The organism is Clostridium sp. SY8519, assembly GCF_000270305.1.
Classification (GTDB): domain Bacteria; phylum Bacillota; class Clostridia; order Lachnospirales; family Lachnospiraceae; genus SY8519.
In genome coordinates, this window is the sequence record NC_015737.1 from 318,386 (window position 1) to 342,127 (window position 23,742).

At 53.7% G+C, this 23,742-nt stretch carries 21 protein-coding genes; 3 read left to right on the top strand and 18 right to left on the bottom strand.

Features of this window, described 5'->3' with window-relative positions; all coding sequences use genetic code 11:
* Window positions 1-14: 14 nt before the first annotated feature.
* From CXIVA_RS01635 to CXIVA_RS01650, 4 genes are all read right to left on the bottom strand, one after another.
* Complete coding sequence (locus CXIVA_RS01635; RefSeq protein ID WP_013976266.1) at window positions 15-644, bottom strand: CoA pyrophosphatase; 630 nt, start codon at window positions 642-644, stop codon at window positions 15-17.
* Between the two features lie 145 nt (window positions 645-789).
* On the bottom strand, window positions 790-1,842 hold the full coding sequence (locus CXIVA_RS01640; RefSeq protein ID WP_013976267.1) for a hypothetical protein: 1,053 nt from the start codon (window positions 1,840-1,842) through the stop codon (window positions 790-792).
* Window positions 1,843-2,003: 161 nt separating this feature from the next.
* On the bottom strand, window positions 2,004-3,497 hold the full coding sequence (locus CXIVA_RS01645) for a hypothetical protein (RefSeq protein ID WP_013976268.1): 1,494 nt from the start codon (window positions 3,495-3,497) through the stop codon (window positions 2,004-2,006).
* A 117-nt stretch (window positions 3,498-3,614) separates the two neighbouring features.
* On the bottom strand, window positions 3,615-4,523 hold the full coding sequence (locus CXIVA_RS01650) for a precorrin-6B methylase (protein WP_013976269.1): 909 nt from the start codon (window positions 4,521-4,523) through the stop codon (window positions 3,615-3,617).
* 171 nt (window positions 4,524-4,694) lie between these two features.
* Here CXIVA_RS01650 and CXIVA_RS14065 point away from each other — a divergent pair, with 171 nt between their 5' ends.
* Window positions 4,695-4,847 carry a hypothetical protein gene (locus tag CXIVA_RS14065; RefSeq protein WP_013976270.1) on the top strand — a complete coding sequence of 51 codons (153 nt, stop codon included), beginning with the start codon at window positions 4,695-4,697 and terminating at the stop codon, window positions 4,845-4,847.
* Window positions 4,848-4,849: 2 nt separating this feature from the next.
* On the top strand, window positions 4,850-5,638 hold the full coding sequence (locus CXIVA_RS01655) for an SDR family NAD(P)-dependent oxidoreductase (RefSeq protein WP_013976271.1): 789 nt from the start codon (window positions 4,850-4,852) through the stop codon (window positions 5,636-5,638).
* A 6-nt stretch (window positions 5,639-5,644) separates the two neighbouring features.
* Here the strand turns inward: CXIVA_RS01655 and CXIVA_RS01660 are convergent, their stop codons facing one another.
* From CXIVA_RS01660 to CXIVA_RS01675, 3 genes are all read right to left on the bottom strand, one after another.
* The gene (locus CXIVA_RS01660) at window positions 5,645-6,007 is read right to left on the bottom strand and encodes a rhodanese-like domain-containing protein (protein WP_013976272.1); all 363 of its coding nucleotides are present in this window, start codon (window positions 6,005-6,007) and stop codon (window positions 5,645-5,647) included.
* Window positions 6,008-6,210: 203 nt separating this feature from the next.
* Window positions 6,211-7,488, bottom strand: a complete 1,278-nt coding sequence (gene larA, locus CXIVA_RS01670; protein WP_013976273.1) for a nickel-dependent lactate racemase — start codon at window positions 7,486-7,488, stop codon at window positions 6,211-6,213.
* Window positions 7,489-7,649: 161 nt separating this feature from the next.
* Window positions 7,650-9,632 (bottom strand): hydantoinase/oxoprolinase family protein, encoded by a 1,983-nt coding sequence (locus CXIVA_RS01675; RefSeq protein WP_013976274.1) that lies wholly within the window; start codon window positions 9,630-9,632, stop codon window positions 7,650-7,652.
* Window positions 9,633-9,856: 224 nt separating this feature from the next.
* Between CXIVA_RS01675 and CXIVA_RS01680 the strand changes: the two genes are divergently transcribed.
* Window positions 9,857-10,981, top strand: a complete 1,125-nt coding sequence (locus CXIVA_RS01680) for an LCP family protein (RefSeq protein ID WP_013976275.1) — start codon at window positions 9,857-9,859, stop codon at window positions 10,979-10,981.
* Window positions 10,982-11,104: 123 nt separating this feature from the next.
* On the opposite strand, the gene CXIVA_RS01685 is transcribed toward CXIVA_RS01680, so the two are convergent.
* From CXIVA_RS01685 to CXIVA_RS01735, 11 genes are all read right to left on the bottom strand, one after another.
* Window positions 11,105-13,027 (bottom strand): YgiQ family radical SAM protein, encoded by a 1,923-nt coding sequence (locus CXIVA_RS01685; protein WP_013976276.1) that lies wholly within the window; start codon window positions 13,025-13,027, stop codon window positions 11,105-11,107.
* On the bottom strand, window positions 13,027-13,581 hold the full coding sequence (locus CXIVA_RS01690) for a LemA family protein (RefSeq protein ID WP_013976277.1): 555 nt from the start codon (window positions 13,579-13,581) through the stop codon (window positions 13,027-13,029). Before CXIVA_RS01690 ends, CXIVA_RS01685 begins: the two co-directional genes overlap by 1 nt.
* A 185-nt stretch (window positions 13,582-13,766) precedes the next feature.
* Complete coding sequence (locus CXIVA_RS01695; protein ID WP_013976278.1) at window positions 13,767-14,870, bottom strand: iron-containing alcohol dehydrogenase family protein; 1,104 nt, start codon at window positions 14,868-14,870, stop codon at window positions 13,767-13,769.
* Entirely contained in the window at window positions 14,870-15,532 is a 663-nt protein-coding gene (locus tag CXIVA_RS01700; protein ID WP_013976279.1) for a cytidylate kinase-like family protein, read from the bottom strand. The genes CXIVA_RS01695 and CXIVA_RS01700 overlap by 1 nt, the downstream gene beginning before the upstream one ends.
* 66 nt (window positions 15,533-15,598) lie before the next feature.
* A complete protein-coding gene (locus CXIVA_RS01705) occupies window positions 15,599-16,861 on the bottom strand; it encodes a Zn-dependent hydrolase (protein WP_041727543.1) in 1,263 nt (420 codons plus the stop codon).
* 68 nt (window positions 16,862-16,929) lie between these two features.
* Complete coding sequence (gene preA / locus CXIVA_RS01710; RefSeq protein ID WP_013976281.1) at window positions 16,930-18,444, bottom strand: NAD-dependent dihydropyrimidine dehydrogenase subunit PreA; 1,515 nt, start codon at window positions 18,442-18,444, stop codon at window positions 16,930-16,932.
* Window positions 18,445-18,488: 44 nt separating this feature from the next.
* The gene (gene hydA, locus CXIVA_RS01715) at window positions 18,489-19,859 is read right to left on the bottom strand and encodes a dihydropyrimidinase (protein WP_013976282.1); all 1,371 of its coding nucleotides are present in this window, start codon (window positions 19,857-19,859) and stop codon (window positions 18,489-18,491) included.
* A 34-nt stretch (window positions 19,860-19,893) separates the two neighbouring features.
* Window positions 19,894-21,051 carry an ABC transporter substrate-binding protein gene (locus CXIVA_RS01720; RefSeq protein WP_041728170.1) on the bottom strand — a complete coding sequence of 386 codons (1,158 nt, stop codon included), beginning with the start codon at window positions 21,049-21,051 and terminating at the stop codon, window positions 19,894-19,896.
* A gap of 66 nt (window positions 21,052-21,117) precedes the next feature.
* On the bottom strand, window positions 21,118-21,966 hold the full coding sequence (locus CXIVA_RS01725; protein ID WP_013976284.1) for an ABC transporter permease subunit: 849 nt from the start codon (window positions 21,964-21,966) through the stop codon (window positions 21,118-21,120).
* Entirely contained in the window at window positions 21,935-22,843 is a 909-nt protein-coding gene (locus tag CXIVA_RS01730) for an ABC transporter permease subunit (RefSeq protein ID WP_013976285.1), read from the bottom strand. The genes CXIVA_RS01725 and CXIVA_RS01730 overlap by 32 nt, the downstream gene beginning before the upstream one ends.
* Entirely contained in the window at window positions 22,843-23,667 is an 825-nt protein-coding gene (locus CXIVA_RS01735; protein WP_013976286.1) for an ABC transporter ATP-binding protein, read from the bottom strand. The genes CXIVA_RS01730 and CXIVA_RS01735 overlap by 1 nt, the downstream gene beginning before the upstream one ends.
* Between the last annotated feature and the right edge of the window lie 75 nt (window positions 23,668-23,742).

Genomic DNA, 23,742 nt, shown 5'->3' on the forward strand with positions numbered 1-23,742 from the left:
ACAAGCAGCCTCCCTTACTTTCCGCCGCTGCACAGCATCCTGCAGTCTTCTGACAGCTGATGCATGATCCGCGCGGTAATTCCCCAGAGCTCCTCACCCGGCCAGTTATAAAAAAACACTTCGTAAGGCCGTTCCCTCCAGGCATAATTCCGGCCCCGGGGGATCCGGTCATAGGGAAAATTCTCCCCCGGCTGCGTCGCCTGACGTGTCACATACCGTTCCGGCTCATTCTCCGCAAACCACTGAAGGGGGATCGTAAATACGTGATCCACTTCTTCCGGTGAAAAAGTGCCCCGATAATCATGGAGCCTTCCCAGGGTCACCCACAGGGGACGTCCCCCCGGCCCGATAAATCCGTCCAGCGGACTGATTACCTCCACCTGGCTCTCCGGAATCAGCAGTTCTTCACAAGTCTCCCGCACCGCTGTCTGCGCGCCGTTCTCTCCCGGCTCCATTCTGCCCCCGGGCAGACACACTTCTCCCGGCTGGGCATCCAGATGGGAGGCCCGCACTTCAAACAGCACCTGTGTGCATCCGTCTTTCTCCAGCAGAGGAATCAGCACACCGGCGCCCTGCTGCCTGGACTCCCGCAGAACCGGCTCCCTGTCTCCATACATCTTTCTGATTTGCTCTGTAATATCCATTCCGCTCCCTGCCTTTCCGCAACAGCACGGAAAAAGCTGCTGTATCATGTGCCTTTCGCCGCCGGGCCGGCAGAATTCCGGGCCGGCAGCTTTACACACTTCATACAGCAGCATCTGTGATCGCAGTGCAGTAGGTTCCGGACGGTCAGCGTTTTTTCATATACGCCACCACATAATAAGCGGATCCTGATTTTACGGTTTTTCTGCCGTATTTCGACACAGCAATCACCCTGATGTAATAATATCTTTTTCCTGTATTGATTGTTTTTCCTTTGTATTTCTTCAGATTATATCGGTTTCCCTTCACCGTTGCAACCTTTTTGAATTTCATGCCGCCGGTGCTGCTCCGTTTGGTTTTCTGCGGCGAAACGTAGACCATGTACCGGGAGGCGCCGGAAACCTTTTTCCACCGAAGCGCCACACGGTTCCGGTGGACATCTTTTTTTGTAGATGTTAACTTCGGCTGCGGCACGGCATAAAATGATGCGGAGGGTCCGGTGACGGACAGACCGCTCCCTGCTGCCTTCGGTGTGAGTTTTACGGTATAGCAGGTGGACGTGTTGGACTTGCTGAAATACGCAATGCAGTTCTGCCCGGATTTTACAGTAACCGTCTGCACCTTCTTGCCGGATTTCTTATAGAGTACAGCCGTGTACTGATTCGCGTATGAATTCGGCGCCCAGGCAACCTGCAGTCTGGAAGAAGCGGCAAAGGGCTTCCAGTAAGCGATTGTACGGACCTTCGGCAGGGACGCTGCGCCCCGGAATTCACTGGCTGCGTTATAATTTCCTGCGGAATCCGATGCCTGGAGATACAGGATATACATGCCTCCGGTCGGAATGCCCACCAGTTGAATCGACGGGTTTGTAACCGTCTGCCGGCCCCGGTTCACCCTCTGGCCGTCAGAAGAATAATACTCATACACACAGGTGTAGGAGGAAGCGCCGCTGACGGTATTCCAGCTGACCGAAGCGCTGTTTTTCGTCTGTCCGGTCTGGCGGAGGCCGGTAAATGACGGCAGCGTCTGCCCCCCCTTTACGGATACTCTGCCGGATCCGGCCGAATCAAGCCGCGGCACCACTGTACCGGCTTTCTGCTGTGCTGCGGCTGCCGACGCCGGCACCGCCGCGGCACCGGCCGCCAGGACGCCTGTTAACAAAACTGCTGCGGTACGAAGCTGTGTCTTTTTCATTTTCATAAAAGGACCTCCATTCTGAGTAAAACGCGCATCCCCCTGCCCGTCAACGGATGTTTGCCGGCTGCAAAGCTGATCTGATATATTAATTATATCGTATCCTGCCCTGTCTGCCTATATCCAATAGAGTCCTTATTCGTACTTTCCGTACCGCTTTTCTGCTGCTAATCCAGCGGATTTTCCTTCGCGTATTTACTGTAGCTGCTTCCGGACGAAGCCCCGGAAAAGTCAGTTTTTGTCGAATAGGAAGTCACCGTAATGGTATACTTGCTGTTTCCCTTGACATAGACGGTTCCGTCCGTTCCTTTTATCGTCACGGTATTGCCGTCCGTATCCCGAATCGTCCCCGCGCAGTTTAAACTGGTCACCGTGCTGTTTCCGGTTACCACCCAGGTGGAATCTTTGCTGATGACCACACTGCAGGTGCCGTCCCCGCCATCACCCGCATCTGATTCGTCATCTGCAAAAGAGCCCTTTAACGTACTGCCGTTTTTCATATAGAACTTCAGCGTGCTGATACTGTCATAAATTACCGTTCCTTCCATATCCTGCTGATCAGCGGTAAATGTACAGTCCGCGCCATTTTTTCCGCTGGTTCCCCAGCCCCGCTGATTGCTGTTGCCAGTGCATCGCAGGAAGAATTCCGCGTCATCTGCATAGGTAAGATCCACATTTTTCAGGTAAAACGTGCTTTCTGTATTCGTGGTATAAAACATACCGCCGTTTTTTGCGGTCAGGCTGCCGCCGGTCATCCGGAAGGTACTGTTTCCCTCTTCCGAATCTCCGGACATGCTCTGATAAAGGATCACATTCCATGTGGTGTCATTCTGCGCATCATCGCTCATATTGCCGGTGAGATCGCAGTTGTATAACCGAAGGGTATTCGCGCCTTCAATGCAGACCGCTTCCGATTTTTTGGCTGTCAGTTCCGCCTGGTTGACCGTGATATCAGCCGTACTGTATACTGCCGGGGAGCCGGTTCCTGCAGAAGTGTATGTTCCGCCGTCCACCACCATGGTGCCGCCGCCCCGGTCGCTTCGGATTGCCGCAGAGGATTCTCCGGAAGTGCTGACGGTGCAGTCCCATGCATAAAGGGTGCCGCCGCCCGCTGCATGCAGTCCGCCGGAAGTATCCTGGCTGGTCGTAATCTTTGTCCCGGACACATAGACGGTACCGCTGCCATAGGCAAACACGCCGGCTCCTCCTTTCGCGTCTGTCGTGATCGTACTGTTATTTAAAAACAGACTTCCCTTTGTCACCAGCGCAGCGGCGCCCACACCGTAAAAGCTGGAACTGTCGCCGCCTTTGCTGGTCTCCGAGGTTCTGGCAATCACCGCGTCGGATATCCTGGCTTCCGCGTCTGCGCCATTTACCAGCAGCGCATTTTCATCCGTTCCGGTGGATTGATACGTTTTCCCTTTTTCCGCAGTATCCGCGGAAATTTCGCGGACTGCGTCATAACTGGAAGGCGCGGAAGTCTGCTGCCCTCCTCCGCCGCCCGGTTTCTCCGGCACGGAAGAACTGCCTGATACACTGCCGGCTGTACCGGAGGAGGACGGAACTGCCCCGCATCCTGTCAGTACAGCCGCCGCCACAGCCGTTCCGCATAGAATAGTGATCGCTGCCCGTTTTCCCGGTTTTCGTTTGTTCTGCTCCATAAAAATTCCTCCTGCCGTTTTCTTAATTTTTTGTTTCTTCCAACAATGGAATCTTACAGATATTCTATGACGGAACTTTGTTTATCATATGAATTTTATATGTCTGCCCGGTGTTTTCTATTTCCGCACCGCTTTTCCGGAGATAATCCACGGCGCCGGCTCCTGGTCAAAAGTGTGTCCGGCATTCAGTTTGGACACCGCGACCTGGATGATCTCCGGATCCTGGATATCAAACCGTTCGAAGGTTTTTTCCATTTCCGCCGCTACCATGAAATCCAGGGTATAGATTACTACGCTGATCTCAGGGTTCAAGGCAGTCAGATACTCCAGTTCCTGCTCCATGCTGGCGGAAGCCACCAGGAACACCTGATCCGGCACCGGACACCCGTTCATGGAGGCGCTGTCCACATGGTCCACTACTTCCACATTGTGCAGCCCGAAATACTCGATGTTCTCCCGCATGGTCTCCCGGTCGTCCTGGTTGTATTCCACCGCGATTACCGTTCCTTCCGTCGCGATCAGCGCCGCTTCAATGGCAATGCTTTCCCCGCTGATGACACAGATGTTGTCCTGTCTTCCCACGTGCATCTTATTCAGAATCACCGACCGGATTTCACTGCCCACATAACGTACGGATCCTCTGCGGAAATCCCCGTTGTCCATCCCGATCTTATAGGTGCTTCTGGCATTGTCATTTATAATCAGCATTCCGGCAGACGCGTTAATTCCCCGGTTGATCATATTCCGCAGATGATCGTGGCGGATCGGACCGGAAGGCTGGGATCCGTCATTGTACCACACTTCGCAGTCTCCCAGTCCCGCGTTCCACATCCGGTAAAAGATATCCTCATCCCCGGCTTCGGTAAACACAAGCACCACACGGTGGGATTCCACCGTGGGAATGACATTTTTGTTTTTTCGGGTAATATCGATCATTTTTACCTTTTCCAGATCGATCTGTGTATTTCTGGCAAAATACTGCAGCCAGGACAAAATCACATCGTTGGTAAATGTCTGATTTTCCATAACATATGCTCCTTTGACTTTTCGATATACAATCTGACATCTTCCATCTTACCAGTTCACATCCCATAAGTAAACGTTTCCCGCTTTCTGTCCGTGCAGGCCGGCAGAGAATGTGCTAGTATTACAGTGAGCAGCACGGTTCGGCCACTGTTTTCTGGAGGTAATGAAATTATGAGTATACTGTTTTCTGTCTGGAACCACCTGGTGGGCTTCTTTGGAACTGTCTTTGTCCTGTTTGCAGTCATCAGCCTGGTACTGATTCTGCTGGAAATCCTGCACTATCGGACCGGACATTCCCACAGACGCAGCAGGAAGGAGTCATAAACATGCGCATTGTTCTGATCACCGGAGCATCCAGCGGCCTGGGCCGGGAATACGCCAGACAGCTGGATACTTCCGCAAAAGAAAATTTTGATGAGATCTGGCTGATTGCCAGAAGAAAAGAAAAACTGGAGGAGCTGAGCCGCGAACTGCAGCACACAAGCAGGGTCCTGGCGCTGGACCTGACCGCGGAAGACGCCTGCGGCCAGCTGGAAGAAGCGCTGACTGCCGCCGATGCCCGGGTGCACCTGTTTATTAACTGCGCCGGCTATGCCAAAATCGGCAATTATGCCAAGGTCAGCCGCTACGACTCCGCGCATATGATCGATTTAAACTGCAAAGCAGCCGTCTGCACCACCGTATCGGTCCTCCCATATATGGAAGCCGGGGACCGTATCATTGAAATCTGCTCCACCGCTGCCTTTCAGCCGCTGCAGCATATCAATATCTACGGCGCCGGCAAGGCATTTCTGTATCACTACACCCGGGCGCTCCGTATGGAACTGCTGCCGCGCCGCATCCGGGTGCTGGCCGTCTGCCCTTTCTGGATCAAAGATACCGAATTTATTTCCATCGCGGAACACAGTGAAGTTCCGCCAGAAGAGAAGCCGCCCATCCGGCATTATCAATTTGCCACCACAGCCCGTGCCGTGGTAAAAAAGAGCCTCCGGGCCAGCCGGGCCGGGTTTGCCGTCTGCACCCCCAGTGTGTTCTGCTTTCTGCACCGGCTGTTTTCAAAGGTAATCCCCCGGGAAGCTCTGCTCTATTTCTGGGAATTCATGCGGCGGATCTGACGGAACTTAATATTCCATATCCGTCCATCCTGCCAGGCTTCCCATGTCAAAGACATCTCTGTACTTCAGCGCGGCCAGAATCAGAGCCGCCCGCTTGGACCGGGCGCCGGAACGGCAGTATACAAAGACCGGCACCTCCTTGTCCGGCAGAATCTCAGCCGCTGTCTGAGCGTTGATGGTATTGACCGGAAACAGGATGGATCCCCGGGCGTGTCCGGTGATATACTCCATCTCATCCCGCACATCCACCAGATAGTACCGGTCCATCTGCTTCATTTTTTCCGCTGCTTCGTGCAGGGTTACTTTTTTTACCGGTGATTCCATCGCCTGTTTCTGCACTGTCTTATGATATATGAAAGGTCGTTTCATGATTCGTGTCTCCTTTTTTCGTTTCTGGAACTTGCCGTCTTCTCTGCCTTTCGGCTGCGGCTTATTTTACACGATTTTTTTCCCTTTTTCCAGTATCTGCCCGAAGCGGCGCCCTGAAAAACGCGAAAAAATTCCCGGATGCGGGGAGCGCTGTGTCTCCGGGCATCCGGGTTATTCACGAAATTCTGCTTAGCATCCGATTTTTAATCTCTGACAACTACCGAGATTCCGTTTGGAATACAGGTGAGGGAAGCATCCTCGCCTTTGATTTCTCTGGCCATCCGGTAAGCAGTATCCAGATCCGGCGCATAGGTCATTTTCAGACCTTCAATCATTTCTTTCTGTTCCGGTTCTGCCACAAAAATCACTTTGTGTTTGCGGACAATCCGCGCAAGGATCTGTGAGCACCACTGATCCGGGGCGGTATCGTTCTGCTCTGTGGCAAGGAACTTCTGATAAGCGTCCTCAATGGTGGGCTCATCCGCAATAATATGATAGAAGAAATCTCCGCCTGTGCCGTCAATGCAGGATGCCAGCATAATGATTACGCCGTCTTCCTTTACGGTGGCTTCCCCGGCTGTCATGCCTTTGGGGGACTGGTACGCGTTCTGATCCAGGGGATATCCGCCGTTTGTGGTGATGACGATATCCGCAGGCGCAGGTTTTACCGCGATGTAATCGGAAATAAAATCACAGCCCTTGCGGTGGGCGGTTTCGAAATTGCCGGCAAATGCGGCAACGGTCTTCTTATCTTCGTCAATGACTACATTGCAGATAAAGGCCAGGTTTGCCATTCTGGCTGCGGCGACCATATCTTCATGGATCGGGTTTTTATCCAGAATACCGGTGCGGGCATAGGGGCTGTCGATAAACTTGGAGCAGTGGTTGCCCATAACGGTTACCGCGTCTGCCACGCCGGGAAGGATGCTCTTGCGTCCGCCGGAGAATCCCGCGAAGAAATGGGCCTCGATAAATCCTTCCGCTACCAGCAGGGAAGCATTCACTGCCACTTTGTCCACAATACAGTCCGGGCCTGACGGCAGCACGCCGATTTTTGTGTTGGTTTCCGGATTATGCGCGTCATGGACAATGATATTATCTTTAAATTCATTGTATAATTCATCACCCAGCTTGTTTTTCAGCTCTTCCACAGTCGTCGGACGATGGAATCCCGTAGATACCAGCAGAGTGATTTTGATATCCGGACTTCCTTTGCGGAGTTCTTCGATCATCACAGGCAGAATATCTTTGCTGGGCACCGGTCTGGTGTGGTCGCTGATGATGATGACGCAGTCCGGTTTGCCCTTTGCCAGTTCGCACAGCCGCGGACTGTCAATCGGGTTCATCATCGCCTCTCTGACAATCTCAAGTCCGTTTTTGTCACTTTTCAGCTGATCCACCTTGGAGGTAAGCACCGGAGTATCATCCGGCACTTCCAGATCATAGGTTGTTTTGCCGTAAAAGAATTTAACTGTTTTCATGGTCTTGTACTCTCCTTCCTTTTCCTTTCTACCAATTTATCAGAAAATGTCGGGAATCACAATATACTCCTGTCAGTTTTTACTAAAAAAACTCTGTTTTTCCTTCTGTTACTGTAAAAAATACATTAAACTGCCGAATCTCCCACTGTGTATTTTCACTGTCAGATCATGCTGCCGGAGGCGGTCACTGTAACCGTCCCGCCAAATAAAAACAGAGAACCGCCGGCCATCTCCTCGTTCTTTTCCACCGATGTCTGACAGGTAATTTCCCCCCGGGCTCCCATCCGGCGGGCCCGTTCCCGGGTCAGACGGCAGAGATATTCCGCTGCGGTGTCCGCCGCTTCCTCAAAAGTCGCCCGATCGCGGTTCGACCCATCTGTAAAAACCCGGAACCCCGGATCGCTCCCGGAAGGATGGTAAATGATATCCAGGCTTTCCTGCACACGGACTCTCCCGGTCAGCGTACCGATGGCATTGGCCACTGCCGCATACCGGGGCAGGCAGAAAGAAGTATGCAGCCGTTCTGCCGCCGGCCGCAGGAATATGGGCGCCGGGCCGCCGACTCCCACAATGGGCAGCGGGCAGTGAAATTCTGTCCGCATCACGCCGTCTTTCTTCGGATCCAGGGTCAGCTTCAGATACTGAAGCAGTTCCTCCGGCAGTCCCTCCGGATACGTATGCCGGTATTCCTGTTCCAGAAGAATCCGCTCCAGATTCCAGACCAGTTTTTCCACAAACGCCCGATACACCAGTTCCGGCAGGGCATCCGCCCGGATTCCATGGATCCGGCCGAAGATTTCCGCAGCCATCCGGCTGGCTTCCCCGTCATATTCCGTATAATCGCCGGTCATGTGCATCATATCCGTAGGCGTCAGCCCGAAACGCATAATCCTGCCGTCTGCCTCCAGCGGGGCAAGGTTTTCCTCCAGGCGATAGCGGTCTCCCATCTGCGCCGCCTCTTCCAGCAGAATCGGACCGCTCTGCAGCCGTTCCAGGAACCTGCGCTCCCACTGGGTTTCCGCCAGTTCCTTCCCCTCTTTTTTCTGCAGGACAAATCCCTCCCAGGGCTCTTCCGTCAGAAAATAGCGCCGGGCCTGCAGGTTTTTCAGCTTTGCCCGGATCGACGGATCTTCCCGGCAGGCCACCGCCACTGGAATGACCCGGCAGGCATCCAGCACTGCCTGCCGGCCGGACCAGCGGACCGCGCTGTCTCCGCCCAGGCCGAAGGTATCTACAAACATCCCCTTGACAAAGGTCTTCCACCCGTTGATCCGGATGCCCTCTTCTGTCGTTACCGCCCGGTTTCCTTTTATGAGCGCCACATCCGTGGTGGTGCCGCCGATGTCCACAATCAAAGCGTCTGACTTCCCGCTGAGCCAGGCTCCGCCTACCGCACTGGCCGCAGGGCCGCAGAGAAGGGTCTCCACCGGATGCTCTCTGGCAAAGGCCTCGCTCATCAGGCTGCCGTCACTGCGCACAATATGCACCGGCAGCTTCAGTCCTCTGCTGTCCAGTACGTTTCTCACAGCTTCCAGAAATTCATGAATCACAGGAATCAGCCGGATATTCAGATAAGTCCCGGCGCCCCGCCGTATGATATTGCGATCGGAAAACAGATCGCTGCCGCAGACAATGGGCACCTGACAGGTCTCTGCCAGAATCTCTTTTGCCCGGTGTTCAAAGGCGCCGCTGTTTCGCTGGGGATAACTCTGCACGATCCCGATGGCCTCCGCGTCTGCAAACTCATGGGCCATTTCCCGCAGGCTGTCCCAGTCCGGCTGCACCGGATCCACATAACCGCCCTCCGGAAGTCCATCCATCACCCGGATATCCTCCAGACTGTCAAATCCGTATTCCCGATATACACTCCGCAGCACCTTCCGGTCCGCTCCAATCAGCAGCAGGCGTACCCGGCCGCCCCGGTTTTCCACACAGGCATTGGTGGCCAGTGTGGTGGAAAGAGCTGCCAGCTCCGCCCGGCGGAGCTGGTCCGGCTCCAGCAGATCCAGCGCCGCCGCTATGCCGTCTTCCAGATGTCCCTTTGTTGTCAGCGACTTGCCGGCGGACAGCACTTCTCCGGATTCCGAATCATAGAGCACCGCGTCCGTACAGGTCCCGCCGGTGTCAATTCCAAGACTGATCATCTGTTTCTCCCCCTTTTTCCGTCATTTCATACTGCGTCGTTCCGGATTATTATATCTGTTTTGTTCCGAATACTTTTAGAATTTTTTTGGATTCTTAATAATTTTTTCTCTGACAGCCACTTGCCGAACGAATCCGAATAGGGTAATATATCGAAGATTACATGCGTTCTGCAGGAGCACCTGTACGAACATTTCGATGACTTTCAAGCAAAAGGAGATCGCCTATGAGAAAATGGAAAAAGATCCTGGCGGCCGGCGCTGCTGTAATCGTAACAGCTGCCAGCGTTTCCGCCTGCAGTTTTCAGGATATTTTATCCAACAATAATAACAGCAGCTCATCCAGCGCCGCGGAAGAAGAAAGCAGCCCTTCCTACACCGGCCATACCACCATTGCCTTTTACGGCGTGGACAGCCGGAACAGCAAGGACAAAGGACGGAGCGACGTGATCATGCTCCTCTCCATTGACAATGATTCCCAGGATATCAAAGTCGTATCGGTCTACCGCGACACATTTCTGAATGTGACCCCGGACAAAGATACCGCCAACTTTGAAAAAGCGAATGCCGCCTACGCCTATGGCGGGGTGGAAGGCGCCAATTCCATGCTGGAGAAGAGTCTGGATCTGACCATTGACAATTACGCCACCTGTGATTTCGGCACCATCGCCAAAACCATTGACATTCTGGGCGGCGTTCCCATCAACATCAGCAGCAAGGAAGAACTGGGCTACCTGAACAAATACATCAGCAACACCAACAAGATTCTGCACACCAAGTCCAAGCATATCTCCTCCACCGGCAAGCATACCCTGGACGGTGTCCAGGCGGTGGCCTACACCCGGATCCGCTATACGGCCGGCGGGGATTACAAGCGGGCCCAGCGGCAGCGCACGGTCTTTTCCCAGATCGCAAAAAAGGCAAAATCCGCCAATTTCACCACGCTGATCAAACTGATGAACCAGGTGTACCCGAATATCAACACCAACTTAAAGAAATCCGAGATGCTGTCCATGGTCAAAGCCATGCGGGGCTATTCCACCAACGACATGCGGGGCTTTCCCTTCAAACGGGCAGCCGTCACCCTCGGTTCCAAGGGAAGCGTTGTGGTCCCCTGTGACCTCAGCACCAATGTGAAGCAGCTGCACAAATTCCTGTACGGCGCCGATACTGCATACACCGTATCCGATACCGTCAAAGAATACAGCCAGCACATTATCAACGAAACCGGCCTGACCTGTTCCAGCGCGGAAAGCGACGCCTTCGACTCCAAGGATTCCGCTTCCGGAAAGTCTGCGAACAAAACCCCTTCCGCAAAGACCTCTTCCACGGAAAAGAAAGCAGCCAGCTGACCCGCTGCCTGCAGAATCCCATATCATCCGGCGCTTCCATGAGCCGGATGCCACATATAAGAATAAGCTGCAGCAGCGGATATCAAACCGCTGCTGCAGCTTATTTTTTTCTTCCCAGAATCTTTATCGATGGGTTCTCCGGAAAGATCCGGCAGATGCGGATTTCTTCCCTCCGGAAGCATGCCTGTTCCTGCGGGCGCCGTGTCCCTTTCTGCCTGCAGAGGCCTTCGGTTTCTTCTCACTGTTGATCCTGCGGGGCGGAATCAGACACTTCGGTCCGAAGCCGATCAGGTCCTCTCTGCCTGCCCGCAGCAGCGCTTCCCGGACCAGGTCGTAGTTTTTCGGATTGCGGTACTGGATCAGCGCGCGCTGCATGGCTTTTTCATGGGGATCGGAAGCCACATAGACCGGCTCCATGGTACGGGGATCCAGACCGGTATAATACATACAGGTGGACAGTGTGCCCGGTGTGGGATAAAAGTCCTGCACCTGCTCCGGCGACAGCTTTCTCTCATTGAGATACTCCGCCAGCGCGATGGCGTCCTCCATACGGCTTCCCGGATGGGAAGACATGAGATACGGCACCAGATACTGCTCTTTTCCGATCTTCTGGTTCACCTTCTGAAATTCTTTCACAAACGCGTTGTATACCCGGACCGAAGATTTACCCATATAATTCAGCACCCGTTCGGAAATATGTTCCGGCGCCACCCGCAGCTGACCGCTGACATGATACCGGCACAGTTCTTTTAAGAAGTCCCGGTTTTTGTCTGCCATCACATAATCGAACCGGATTCCGGAACGGACAAAGACCTTCTTTACGCCGGGCAGCCCCCGCAGCTGCCGCAGCAGCGTCAGGTAATCGCTGTGATCCACTTCCAGCTGCGGACAGGGCTCCGGATACAGACACTGACGGTTGACACAGGCGCCGGATGTCATCTGCTTTCTGCAGGCGGGCTGGCGGAACTGGGCGGTGGGGCCGCCCACATCGTGAATGTACCCTTTGAATTCCGGATCTTTCGTCATCCGCCGGGCTTCCGCCAGGATGGAATCCCGGCTCCGGGCCTGCACGATCCGTCCTTCATGGAAGGTCAGGGCGCAGAAGCTGCAGCCGCCGTAACAGCCCCGGTTGGAGGTCAGACTGAACTTCACTTCCGCCAGCGCCGGGATTCCCCCGACCCGGTCATAGGACGGATGCCAGGTGCCGGTATAGGGCAGCCCGTAGATATCATCCATCTCCATGGTGGTCAGCGGCCGGGCCGGCGGATTCTGCACCACAAACATGCTGCCGTCATAGGTCTCGTACAGGCGCCGGGCCTGAAAAGGATCCGTATTCCGGTACTGGATGGCAATGCTTTCCGCGTATTTTTTCCGGCTGCCGCAGATTTCTTCGAAATCCGGCAGCCGCACGCCCTCATAGATATCTTCTTCATTTCTTGTTTTGTACACCGTGCCCGGAATGTAAGACAGATCGGATACCCGGAGCCCGCTGTCCAGCGCTTCCGCGATTTCCAGGATGCTGTGTTCTCCCATTCCGTAGGAAATCAGATCCGCGCCGGACTCTAAAAGCACGGAACGGCGCACCTTGTCCGACCAGTAATCATAATGTCCCAGGCGGCGCAGACTGGCTTCCATGCCGCCGATGATAATCGGCGTGTGTTTGTACACCCGGCGGATCAGATTGCAGTAGACCACCACGGCCCGGTCCGGCCGGTGCCCCATCTCTCCGCCGGGGCTGTAGGCGTCTTTTTTCCGGTGTTTTTTGGAGACTGTGTAGTGATTCACCATGGAGTCCATATTGCCGGAAGAGACCAGGAATCCAAGCCGCGGTTCCCCATATTCCGTCATACAGGCCGGATCCCGCCAGTCCGGCTGGCAGATCAGACCCACCCGGTAGCCTCTGGACTCCAGCAGTCTGCAGATAATCGCGCTGCCGAAACTCGGGTGATCCACATAGGCATCCCCCGATACATATACGAAGTCCGGCTGTTTCCAGCCGGCCTTCTCTGCTTCCTCCCTGCTGAGGGGCAAAAATGTATGCTGCATCAGAATTTCACCTGAACATTCTCCCGTTCCTCTGTCTGACTGACTTCATACATCTCCTTTTTTGTGAAATGGAACATGCCGGCAATCAGATTGCTGGGGAACATCATGACTTTGTTATTATACTGCTTTACGGTGCCGTTGTAATATTTTCTGGAATTGGCGATGTCCTCTTCCACCCGTTTCAACTGGTTCTGCAGATCCAGAAAGTTTGTATTTGCCTTCAGTTCCGGATAAGATTCTGCCACGGCAAACAGGCTCTTTAAGGCTGTGCTCAGCTGATTCTCTCCGTCCATCCGTTCGCTGACACTGCCGGCGCCCCCGATCATCTGCCGGGCTGCCGTCACCTTTTCCAGCGTACCGGACTCATGGGCCGCGTACCCCTTGACCGTTTCCACCAGATTCGGGATCAGGTCATATCGTTTCTTCATGTATACATCCATAGTGGAAAACGCCTCTTCTACATTGTTTCTGCTTCGGATCAGTCCGTTATACGTACCGGCAATCACAAGCAAAACAATTACCACAATGGCAATAATAACGATCCATGCTATCATATGCTTCTCCTCCTGACTGAGTTTTGTCTATCATAGCACAACCCGGCCGGTGCTGTCTGCAGTTTTTCACAGAATGCCCCGGCAGAAATTCCCTGCAGAAAGAAACCGCCCTGCCCGGACCCCCGGGAAAGACGGTTTCTTCTGCAGGGCCGAAGCCTGCCGGATCTTCTGATTTTTCTGCCGGATTATCCCAGCGCTCTGGTATACATCCGCACCAGATCTTCTTTGTCCGGTGCAGTACTGCAGTTTTTAATATTTCCTGCCTGGATGGCGATTTCCGCGTAAGTCCGGATTTCCTCCGCTGTCAGCCGGTACTCCGGCCTGCCCAGCAGCTGTTCCATCTGTACCTGGAATTCTTCCGTGGTCTCCATCCCCAGATAACTCAGACACTGGTTTAGTTTCTTTTCCTGTTTCTCTTCATAAAAATGAAACAGCGCAGGCAAAAGATAGCCGTTGGCTCTTCCGTGGGGCGTCTCCTTAAAGTAAGTCAGCTCATAGCCCATGGCATGGACCGCCGTGGTCCCGGTATTGGCAATCACCATGCCGGCCAGTGTGGAGGCATACAGGAGATTCTCCCGGTCTTTCAGCGTCAGGGTATCTGCCGCAACCGCCGGCAATGCGGCGCAGATCCGTCGGATGGACTCCCCGGCCAGCAGATCCGTCAGCGGGGAGGCATGTACGTTCAGGAACCCCTCCACCGCGTGAGAAAGCGCGTCCACAACAGTATCCACGGTCGTTGCATGCTTCAGGGTCTGTGTGTACCTTCCGTCGCAGAAAGACACTGCAGCGAAGATGCCCTCATAATTAATGGAGGACTTGGTTTTCGCCGCGTCATTGGTTATAATCGAGGCCTTCGTCACCTCTGATCCGGTTCCTGCTGTGGTAGGCACTGCCGCGATCGGAAGGACCCGTCCGGTATAGGGTCCGGTAAACAGCCGCTCCGGCGGAAGATCCTCTCCGGCCAGCAGTGCAATGGCCTTTCCGGAATCCATCGGACTTCCTCCGCCGATGCAGATTACGAAATCACAGGCTTCCTGCCGGGCAATCTCTGCGCCGCGGTACACCAGATCCATGGTGGGATTCGGGGTCACCTGGTCAAACAGCACGTATGCCTGTCCGTTCGCCTCCAGGGCCGCTGTCACATCATCCAGGGCGCCCACGGCTTTTGCCGCATGTCTGCCGGTTACCACCAGAGCCTTCTGTCCCAGGCCTTTCAGGGCTTCCCGATTTTCTCTGATACAGTTTTCACCGAAATATACCCTGGCAGGCATATAAAAAGAAAAATTCATTATGCTTGTTTCCTTTCCTGCATAGCTTCCGGAAAACGGATCCGGACATAATCCTCAATCAGTTCCACACATTTCTCTCTGCCGATCCGCCCGCTGTTTAACACCAGATCGTAGTTCGTGGGATTCGTCCAGTCCTTGCCCCCGGAATAAAACTGATAGTATTTGGCACGGTACTGATCCGTGCTGTGGATCAGCTGGTTCGCTCTTTTTTCTGTGACGCCCATTTTGGACATAATAGATTTCAGACATTCGGACCGGGTTGCCTCGATATAGAGGGAAATCACATTGCTGTAATCCTTTAAAATATCATCCGCGCATTTGCCGATGATAATGCAGCTTTCTGTCTGGGCCAGACTGCGGATCAGCTCTGCCATTATATTAAATAAATTCACATCAGATGTAAAGCCGTGTTCATGGGGCTCCAGCACCGTATTCACCGGGATGCTGTGCATTCTTCTGACCAGCCGCTGCCTGCGGAGTTTTTCATCCACATCCACAAAGAGGCTTTCGTCAATGCCGCTTTTGTCCGAAGCCATCGTAATCAGCTGACGGTCATAACAGGGAATTCCCAGTGCCTTGGAAAGACGCATGCCGATATCTTTTCCGCCGCTTCCGAATCCCCTGGCGATGGTAATCACATAATTCTTTTCTCTCTTCTGCATAACGTTCTCCTTCAAAAACGGTTCCGGGTCCCGCAGCAGGCAGAACCCGGAAAACAGGTGGAATGATCAGTCTCTGTCGGCTTTCAGCACCGCGTTCAGCATAACAGAAGCGCCTTCTGTACAGTGTTCCGGAGAAGAATATTCCGGTTCGCAGTGGGAAAGCCCGTCTCTGGACTGAACAAAGATCATCGTTGCAGGAAGTACATACGCCGCAAACTGGGCATCGTGACCGGCGCCGGAATGGATATACTGATGGGATACCCCCAGTTCCTCACAGGATTCTTTCACATAACCGACCAGCTTCTTATCCCAGTAAACCGTATCCCGGTTCCATGCTTTTTCCACTTTGCAGGTACAGCCCGCCCAGGTCTGCTTCTCACAACTCTTTACAATATCCAGCACCTGATCCAGTACCTTCGGATCTTCATGACGGACATCCAGGGAAAAATCAAAGTAATCCGGCACACAGGTATGCACGCAGGGGTGGCAGACCACTTCGCCGGTGGTATACACCAGTTCCGGATGGTTCAGGGCATCAATCTCTCTGTGCAGATAAAGCAGGGCCTGTGCGGCTGCATGGAACGCATCCTTCCGTTTCGGCATAGGGAAAGTTCCTGCATGGGTGGTCTGTCCGTAGAATTTCAGACGATAGTTAAACATCCCCAGCACACAGTCCACCACTCCGATGTCCTTCCCGTTGTCCTCCAGAATCGGTCCCTGCTCGATATGCGTCTCAAAATAGTACTGATAACGGTCCGGACTCAGGCGGTATTTCTTCTCCCCTTTATAACCGGAATGCTCCAGGGCTTCCCCAAAGGTGCTGGTGTTGTCCAGAATGCTCCTGGAAGCCATCATGTCCTCATAGCGGAAGCCACTGCGGATATCTTCCGGCAGATAGTCGTAGCAGACGATGCCGGAACACATCATTGCCGGCGGATACAGGGATCCTTCCTCGTTGGTCCAGATCATGGCGGTAATCGGATGCTTATGAGGAATGTGTTCCGCGGCAATCGTTGTCAGCACTTCCATGGCGGACATAACCCCCAGAATTCCGTCATAGTTCCCGCCGTTTTTTACGGAATCCACATGGGATGCCATAACGATGCGTTTGGCATCGGGATCCGAGCCCGGAAGCGTGGCATACATATTGCCTACATCATCCACTTCAATCTCCGCGCCGATGGCCTTCATTCTGCGCTCATACTCCTGTCTGGCCTGAATCGCTGCCGGCGACAGGGAGTAACGGGTGATTCCGCCGTGACCCGCGTCACCGAATTTTGAAAATGTTGCAATCATATCCTTCATTCTGTCCATACTGCATGTATACATAATTATCTGCCTTTCTGTTTGTTCTGTCTTTCTTTTACTCACATTTCCCGCAGTCCGGGAAACCGCCGCTATCTGGCGTGAATTCTCGGTATGACCCGGGCGCCGGCGGAAATCGCGCCTGCCGGGCATACCAGCCGGCACAGCTGACAGCCGACACATTTTTCCGGGTTCAGCCGCGGCTTCTCTTCCATGACAATGGCCTGATGTCCGCCGTCAAAGCAGGAAATGCTGCATCTGCCGCACCCCACACAGGCCTGCCGGTTAAACTTCGGATAACTGACGGTTTTACGGTCCAGCGCATCGGTGGGGACCACTTCGTCCAGGGCCTTTCCCACCAGATCCCTGACAGAGGAAATCCCGGTTCGCTGCAGATATCGTATCATACCGTCCAGCAGATCTTCAATGATCCGGTAGCCATACTGCATGACGGCTGTGGTGATCTGTACGGTATCACACCCGCAGGCCAGAAACTCCGCGGCGTCTCTCCAGGTCTCAATTCCTCCCATTCCGCTGATCGGAACGGAACACAGCTCCGGATCCTTTGCCAGGTCTGTGATAAACCGCAGGGCAATGGGCTTTACTGCTTTGCCGGAATATCCGCCCACACAGGAGCGGCCGCCCACATCCGGTTCGGAAGCAAAGGAATCCAGATCCACATTCATGACGCTTTTTATGGTATTGATTGCCGCGATGCCGTCTGCGCCTCCGCCGACAGCCGCTTTTGCCGCCACAGTCATATCCGTGATATTCGGCGTCATTTTGGCCAGAATCGGAAGGGAAGTTCCCCGCCGGACTGCCTGTGTAAATGTATAGACCAGGCGCGGATCCGTGCCCACGTCGCTGCCCAGCTGTTCACCCACCATCTGGGGGCAGGAAAAATTGCATTCGATCAGATCTGCCCCGGCATCCTCCACCCGGGCGGCCAGTTCGGTCCATTCGGCTTCGCTGCTGCCCATGATGGAAGCAAGAAACACCTTTTCCGGGTATCTCTTCTTCAGGTGACGGATGTACATGAGATTTTCTTCCAGCGGATGGGTGGAAATCTGTTCAATGTTTTTAAATCCCACAAAGGGGTTGCTTTCCTTGCGCAGGGCGGAAAACCGGGGCGAAGCTTCCTGGGGTGTAAACATGCCGATGGTTTTTCCGGCCACGCCTGCCCAGCCCATATCAAAGGCCTTCGCGATCATTTCTTCATTGCTTCCCACCACCGAGGAAGAAAGCAGGAACGGATTTTCAAAACGGACCCCCATGGAAGTAATGGACAGATCCGGGTTTCCTTTTTCCTGCCGGTCCGGCTCCGGAATTTCCCCGGAACCGGCCAGTTCCTGCAGGCAGTCAAGGATCTCCGTAATCGGTACCGGACGGTCGATCTTTCTTCTCCGGCAGGCCTGCATCGCCTTCCGCTCTTTTTCCGGATCCCGCCCGGCAACCTTTGCCAGGGCACCTTCGTAATTGTCAAACCGAATGGAACGTATCACGCCCGGAAGATCTGTCTTTCCGCCATACGCCTGCTGGCAGGCGGCCTGCGAACACAAAAGACATCTGCTGCAGGCTTCCTGCAGCCGCATTTTTTCATAAGCCATGACTGTTACCTCCTGTCCGCCGGACCGCCGCAGAACGGATTTCTTTATCCGCGTCCGGCAATCCGCTTTACAAATCTTCCGTCTCCCGGTTTCCCGACATAGGCGCCGTGATCATAGACCAGTCTGCCCCGCAGATAGGTCTGTATCGGATATCCATGGAACGTATGGCCTTCCCAGATGGTATGGTCATAATCGGAATGCATGTTTTCCATGGAAACGGTTACCTCTTCCTTCGGGTCGTAAATGACGATATCCGCGTCTTTTCCCACGGCCAGAGAACCTTTCTGTGCGCATCCGAATATCTTTGCCGGATTTGCGGCACATACCTCCACGGCCCGCTCAAAGGTGATTTTTCCTGTATTCGCCGCGTCCAGCATATAGGGATAGAGATTTTCCACGCCGGCGCAGCCGTTTGGAATCTTGGAAAAATCATGCAGTCCCCAGTCTTTTTCCGCCTGCTGGAACGGGCAGTGATCCGTGGCGACTGTGTCAATATAGCCGGCCTGCAGCGCCTTCCAGAGGGCCTGACGGCTCTCCTCCCCCTTCATCGGAGGAGAGCAAACAAAGTTTCTTCCGTCTTCCCTGCGGTATACGTCACAGGTAAATTCCAGATACTGGGGACAGGTCTCCACATAGACCGGATACCCCTGGTTCTTTGCCTGGATCACTGCCTCCAGACCTTCCTGATCTGACATATGCACGAGGTAAACCGGTGTGTTCAGGTGGGTGGCCCAGTGTACGGTTCTCTTATCCGCCTCGGCTGCCACAAATTCCGGCCGGCTCATATAATGGTACCAGGCCGATGTCTTTCCTTCCTTCAGATACTGCGCCGTGCGCAGGTCGATCAGATCCGGGTTCTCCGCATGGACATTGATCATGGCGCCCAGTTCCCTGCCCCGCAGCAGCAGGGTGGCCAGCATGCCGTCATCTACCATCATGCCTTCCTTCTTGTACACCAGAAAGCATTTAAAGCTGGTGATTCCGGCTTCTACTGCCTCTTCCATCTCATCCAGAATCGCTCCGTCGTTAAAATCCGTGATGCAGCAGTGGAACGCATAGTCACAGCAGGCATCGGTCTCACAGATTTCTTTTTTGGAATGGATCAGTCCCAGGATCGTCTCGCCCCGGTGCTGCACCGGATAATCAAAAATGGTCGTGACACCGCCGCATACAGCCGCCCGTGTGCCGGAGAGATAACTGTCGGCGGAAACGGTTCCGCCAAAAGGCATCTGCATATGGGTATGCGCGTCGATGGCTCCCGGCAGAACCAGCTTTTCGGAAGCATCCACGGTATGTTCCGCTTCCAGTTCCAGATGCTTTCCGATGGCCTGTATTTTTCCATGGTCCACCGCCAGATCCGCCTGAAAACTCTCGGACGCGGTTACTACCGTTCCGCCTTTTATCAGCAATTCCATATCCTTCACCCTTCTTTCGTTTTTTTATCGTTTTTTATTTAAAGTTTTCCGGTTTGTATACCAGATCCAGCCCGGATCTCTGGAATACCTGCGATACTTCCACCAGGTTCATGCCGGCTGCGTCCGCGGAAGCCAGGTTGGTCAGCCATGTGACGCCGAAATCAACGGTTCCGTTGTTGACTGCTGTGGTTTCGGAAATATCTCCGCCGCCGGATACAATTTTTACGGTCAGACCCGCATCTTTGTAATATCCTTTGCTTTCCGCAACGTAATATCCCATAAACTGAGCCTGCGGCAGCCATTTCAGCTGGATGGAAACGGATTTTTTCTCCGGTTTGAAAGAACCGTCCGACTTCTCAATGCTCTTCATAAAGCTGTCGTCCACCACGTCGCTGTCCTTGAGTGCCTTCAGTTTCTTCTGCGCGGAGGAGTCCTCCAGCTTCACGTATTTCTTCGCGATGGAAAGGGTCTGGTCCACAGCCTTTTTCTGGATACTGCCCAGATCTGTCACAGTTTTTCCGTCCATGTCGGTGGTAACCAGCTTGGCCACTTCACCGGCCATATATTTCTGATGATCCTGGGATACAGAAGAACCGGCCTTGTACACGATCTGCGCTGCCTCTTCCGGATGTTTCACCGCATAGTCCCATCCCTTCATGGAAGCGTATAAAAATGCCTTCACCGTCTCCGGATTTTCTTTGGCAAACTGCTTCGTACAGAAGATGTTATCTTCCAGCATTGCCACGCCTTCCTTGTTCATGTCGATGACATTCACTTTATTTCCATAGCCGTAGCCGCCGTCATAACTGTTCTTCACCAGTCCCAGTTCGTTATAGGTCATGGCGGAAGCCAGCGTAATGGAATCATTGTCAAACTGATCCATGCTGTAATCCTGGCTCAGATATTTATCCGACAGATTGTATTTTGCCAGCAGGGCCAGCAGCTCATACTGATTGCCCAGGCCCCAGTTTCCAATCTTTCCGTCTTTGGCTGCCTTGGTCAGCACCTCTTTCGTGGAAAGTTCGGAAGATGCGCTCTCATTTTCCGCGGAAGCACTGACAGATGCAGCGGCGCTGCCGGAAGAAGCGTCTCCGGAAGTTTTGGAAGAACTGCCGCAGCCGGCCAGAAGCATGGCGCTCATTGCTGCCGCGCATCCGATACTGAGTAACTTCGTCAAATGTTTTCTTTTCATTTTTTTGTCCTTTCTGCCGATGGGTTCAGCCATTTTTGTCTGCTTATCTGAATGGTTTCTGTATTTTCAGTGGTATCGTTTCATAATCAGCGTCTGTGCCAGCATCAGCAGTACATAAGACGCGATGCCGATGACACAGGCGGCGGTAATATAAACCCAGGCGATGGAATACTGTGCCAGTACGATGTTTTCCCTGATCTGCCGGCCTACCCCGATGATATTCTCCGCGAAATATTCACTGACAATCGCGGTCATGATGCTGGCCGGAACAGATACTTTCAGTGCGGTGAAAATATAGGGTACGGAGTTGGGCAGCTGCAGCCGGAAGAAGATCCGCGCCTTTGACGCCGCGTAGGTATCCATCAGATCTCTGGAATAGGGCTTTAACTCGGTCAGGCCGCGATAGGCATTCAGGCTCATGTTTGCCGCCGCGATCAGCAGCACCACAATGGTCTTTGATACCATGCTGCGGACGTCTGCCTGTGTGGATACATCCCGGGTCCAGTTATTCATCACCGGTGCCAGGGCCGCCGCCGGCATGGAGGCGAATGCGCCTACCAGAAACAGCCCGCCTTTTCCCATCCGCGGGAAAAAGGATGCCAGGACAGCTGCCCCGTAGCCGGCCAGAGAACCGAACAAAAGTCCCAGCCCGGTCACTGCCAGCGTCGCTTTGCTGTTGGAAATCACTGCGTCCCAGTTTTCCCCGATCAGTTCGCTGATTTTTGTGGGAACCGGAAGCACAAATGTGTCTACCCGAAACAGCGCCTGCAGAATACCGCCCTGCCAGAGCGCGAAAATCACTATGCCCAGCAGTACCGGAAGCACAATAGTGGATACCCGCTGTACCGTCCTGCTGTCTGCCAGTCTCCGGTAAAGGCTTTTTTTACGCTTTATCTTCTGCGAATAACCTTCCATAATGTTCCTTCCTTTCTTTTGCTTCTTCTGTCATCGCATGGTTTCTGCCTCTGCTGTGTTTCCAGCCGCCTTTTTTTCTTCCCGGTGTGGTCAGGTTTTCCACCCAGCCGATGATCAGTGTGCTGAGGACACCGACGATGGCGCTGAAGAATACGATCAGCCAGAAGACGTATATGCTCATGGCATGTTTCAGCGCCTGGGAAAGTACGCAGCCCAGGCCGCCGTCTCCCTGCAGGGTGTCCACCAGAATCGATGCGGTGATCGCCATCGGCGCCGCGATTTTCAGTCCGGTAAAGAGATAGTGTCTGGCGGAGGGAATCAGCACCTTGCCGTAAATCTGCCGTCTGGATGCCGCGTAGGTGGCCATCAGGTCATACTGATCTTTGCCCACCGCGTGAAAGCCGGCCAGTACATTGGTGGCCACCGGGTAAAAACTTAAGATCGCCGCGATAATAATCCGGCTTCGGTTGATATCTCCGGTCATAGCCAGAATGATAGGAGCCATGCCGATCACCGGGATCAGCTGGATGATCATCAGATAGGGGAGGATCAGTTTTTCCACAATTCCGGACAGCTTCATCACCAGGGCCAGGCCAAATCCGGCCAGTGCCCCGAGCAGAAACCCGATCAGTGCCCTTCCCAGGGTAGCTCCTGCGCTCTGCAGCACCACTGCTGTCGCTGTCTGTCCGGCGGATACCGGCTGAGGTGATACCGCCGCCAGGAGAATCTGGTACAGATGGGGCATGATATTCTGGGGTGTCGGCTTTACCGAAGCCACATAGGAGGCCCCGATCTCCCAGGCGATAATGATCACTGCAAACCAGAAGGCGATCCGAAACCATTTCCGATCCATCAGTGAACTTCTTTTGTTCTTCATCAGTAACTGCCTCCTTCAAAGCTGTCACGCACTGCCTGTTCCAGTTCCGCGAAGTGTTCCGTCGCTTTTAAGTCCAGCGTCCGCGGTCTTGGAAGATCAATATCCACAACTGCGGAAAGTCTTCCGGGATGCGGGGATAAGACACAGACCCGATCTGAGAGGAACACGGCTTCCTCAATGTTGTGTGTGACAAATACTACCGTTTTTCCTGTTTCCCGCCAGATCTTTAACAGATCTTCATGCAGTTTGTCTTTGGTGAATTCATCCAGTGCCGAAAAGGGCTCATCCATCAGGAGAATATCCGGTTCGATGCCGAAAGCCCTGGCGATGTTGACCCTTTGCTGCATGCCGCCGGAAAGCTGTCCCGGGTAATGATCTGCAAAATCTGTAAGGCCTACCATATGGAGCATTTCCATGGCCCGTTCTTCTCTCTGCTTTTTGCTGCGGTACATCATCTCCAGCGGAAGCTCCACGTTTTTTTTCACGGTTCTCCAGTCAAACAGCACCGGCTGCTGGAAGACAAATCCGAACTTATGCTGCAGTCTGGCTTCCCGGGGCGTCATCTGCTCCACCCAGAGTTCCCCGTAGGTCGGCTCCTGCAGATCGGCCACACACCTGAGCAGTGTGGTTTTCCCGCAGCCGGAGGGACCCAGGAGTGAAATAAATTCGCCTTTCTGAATCTTTAAATTGATATCCTTCAGTGCCTGTACGTCATTTCCGGCGTTGTCCTGAAAGAATACGCTGATTCCTTTTGCCACGATTTCGCCGCTGCTGCTCCGCAGCTCCTGTGTTTCTTCTGTTTTTCTGATTACTGCTGCTTCCATACCGTCTTCTCTTTCTCTTTCTGTGCCATAGAAAAAAGCACAGCCGGGCTTTCTGCTGATTCGCAGCGCCTTTGC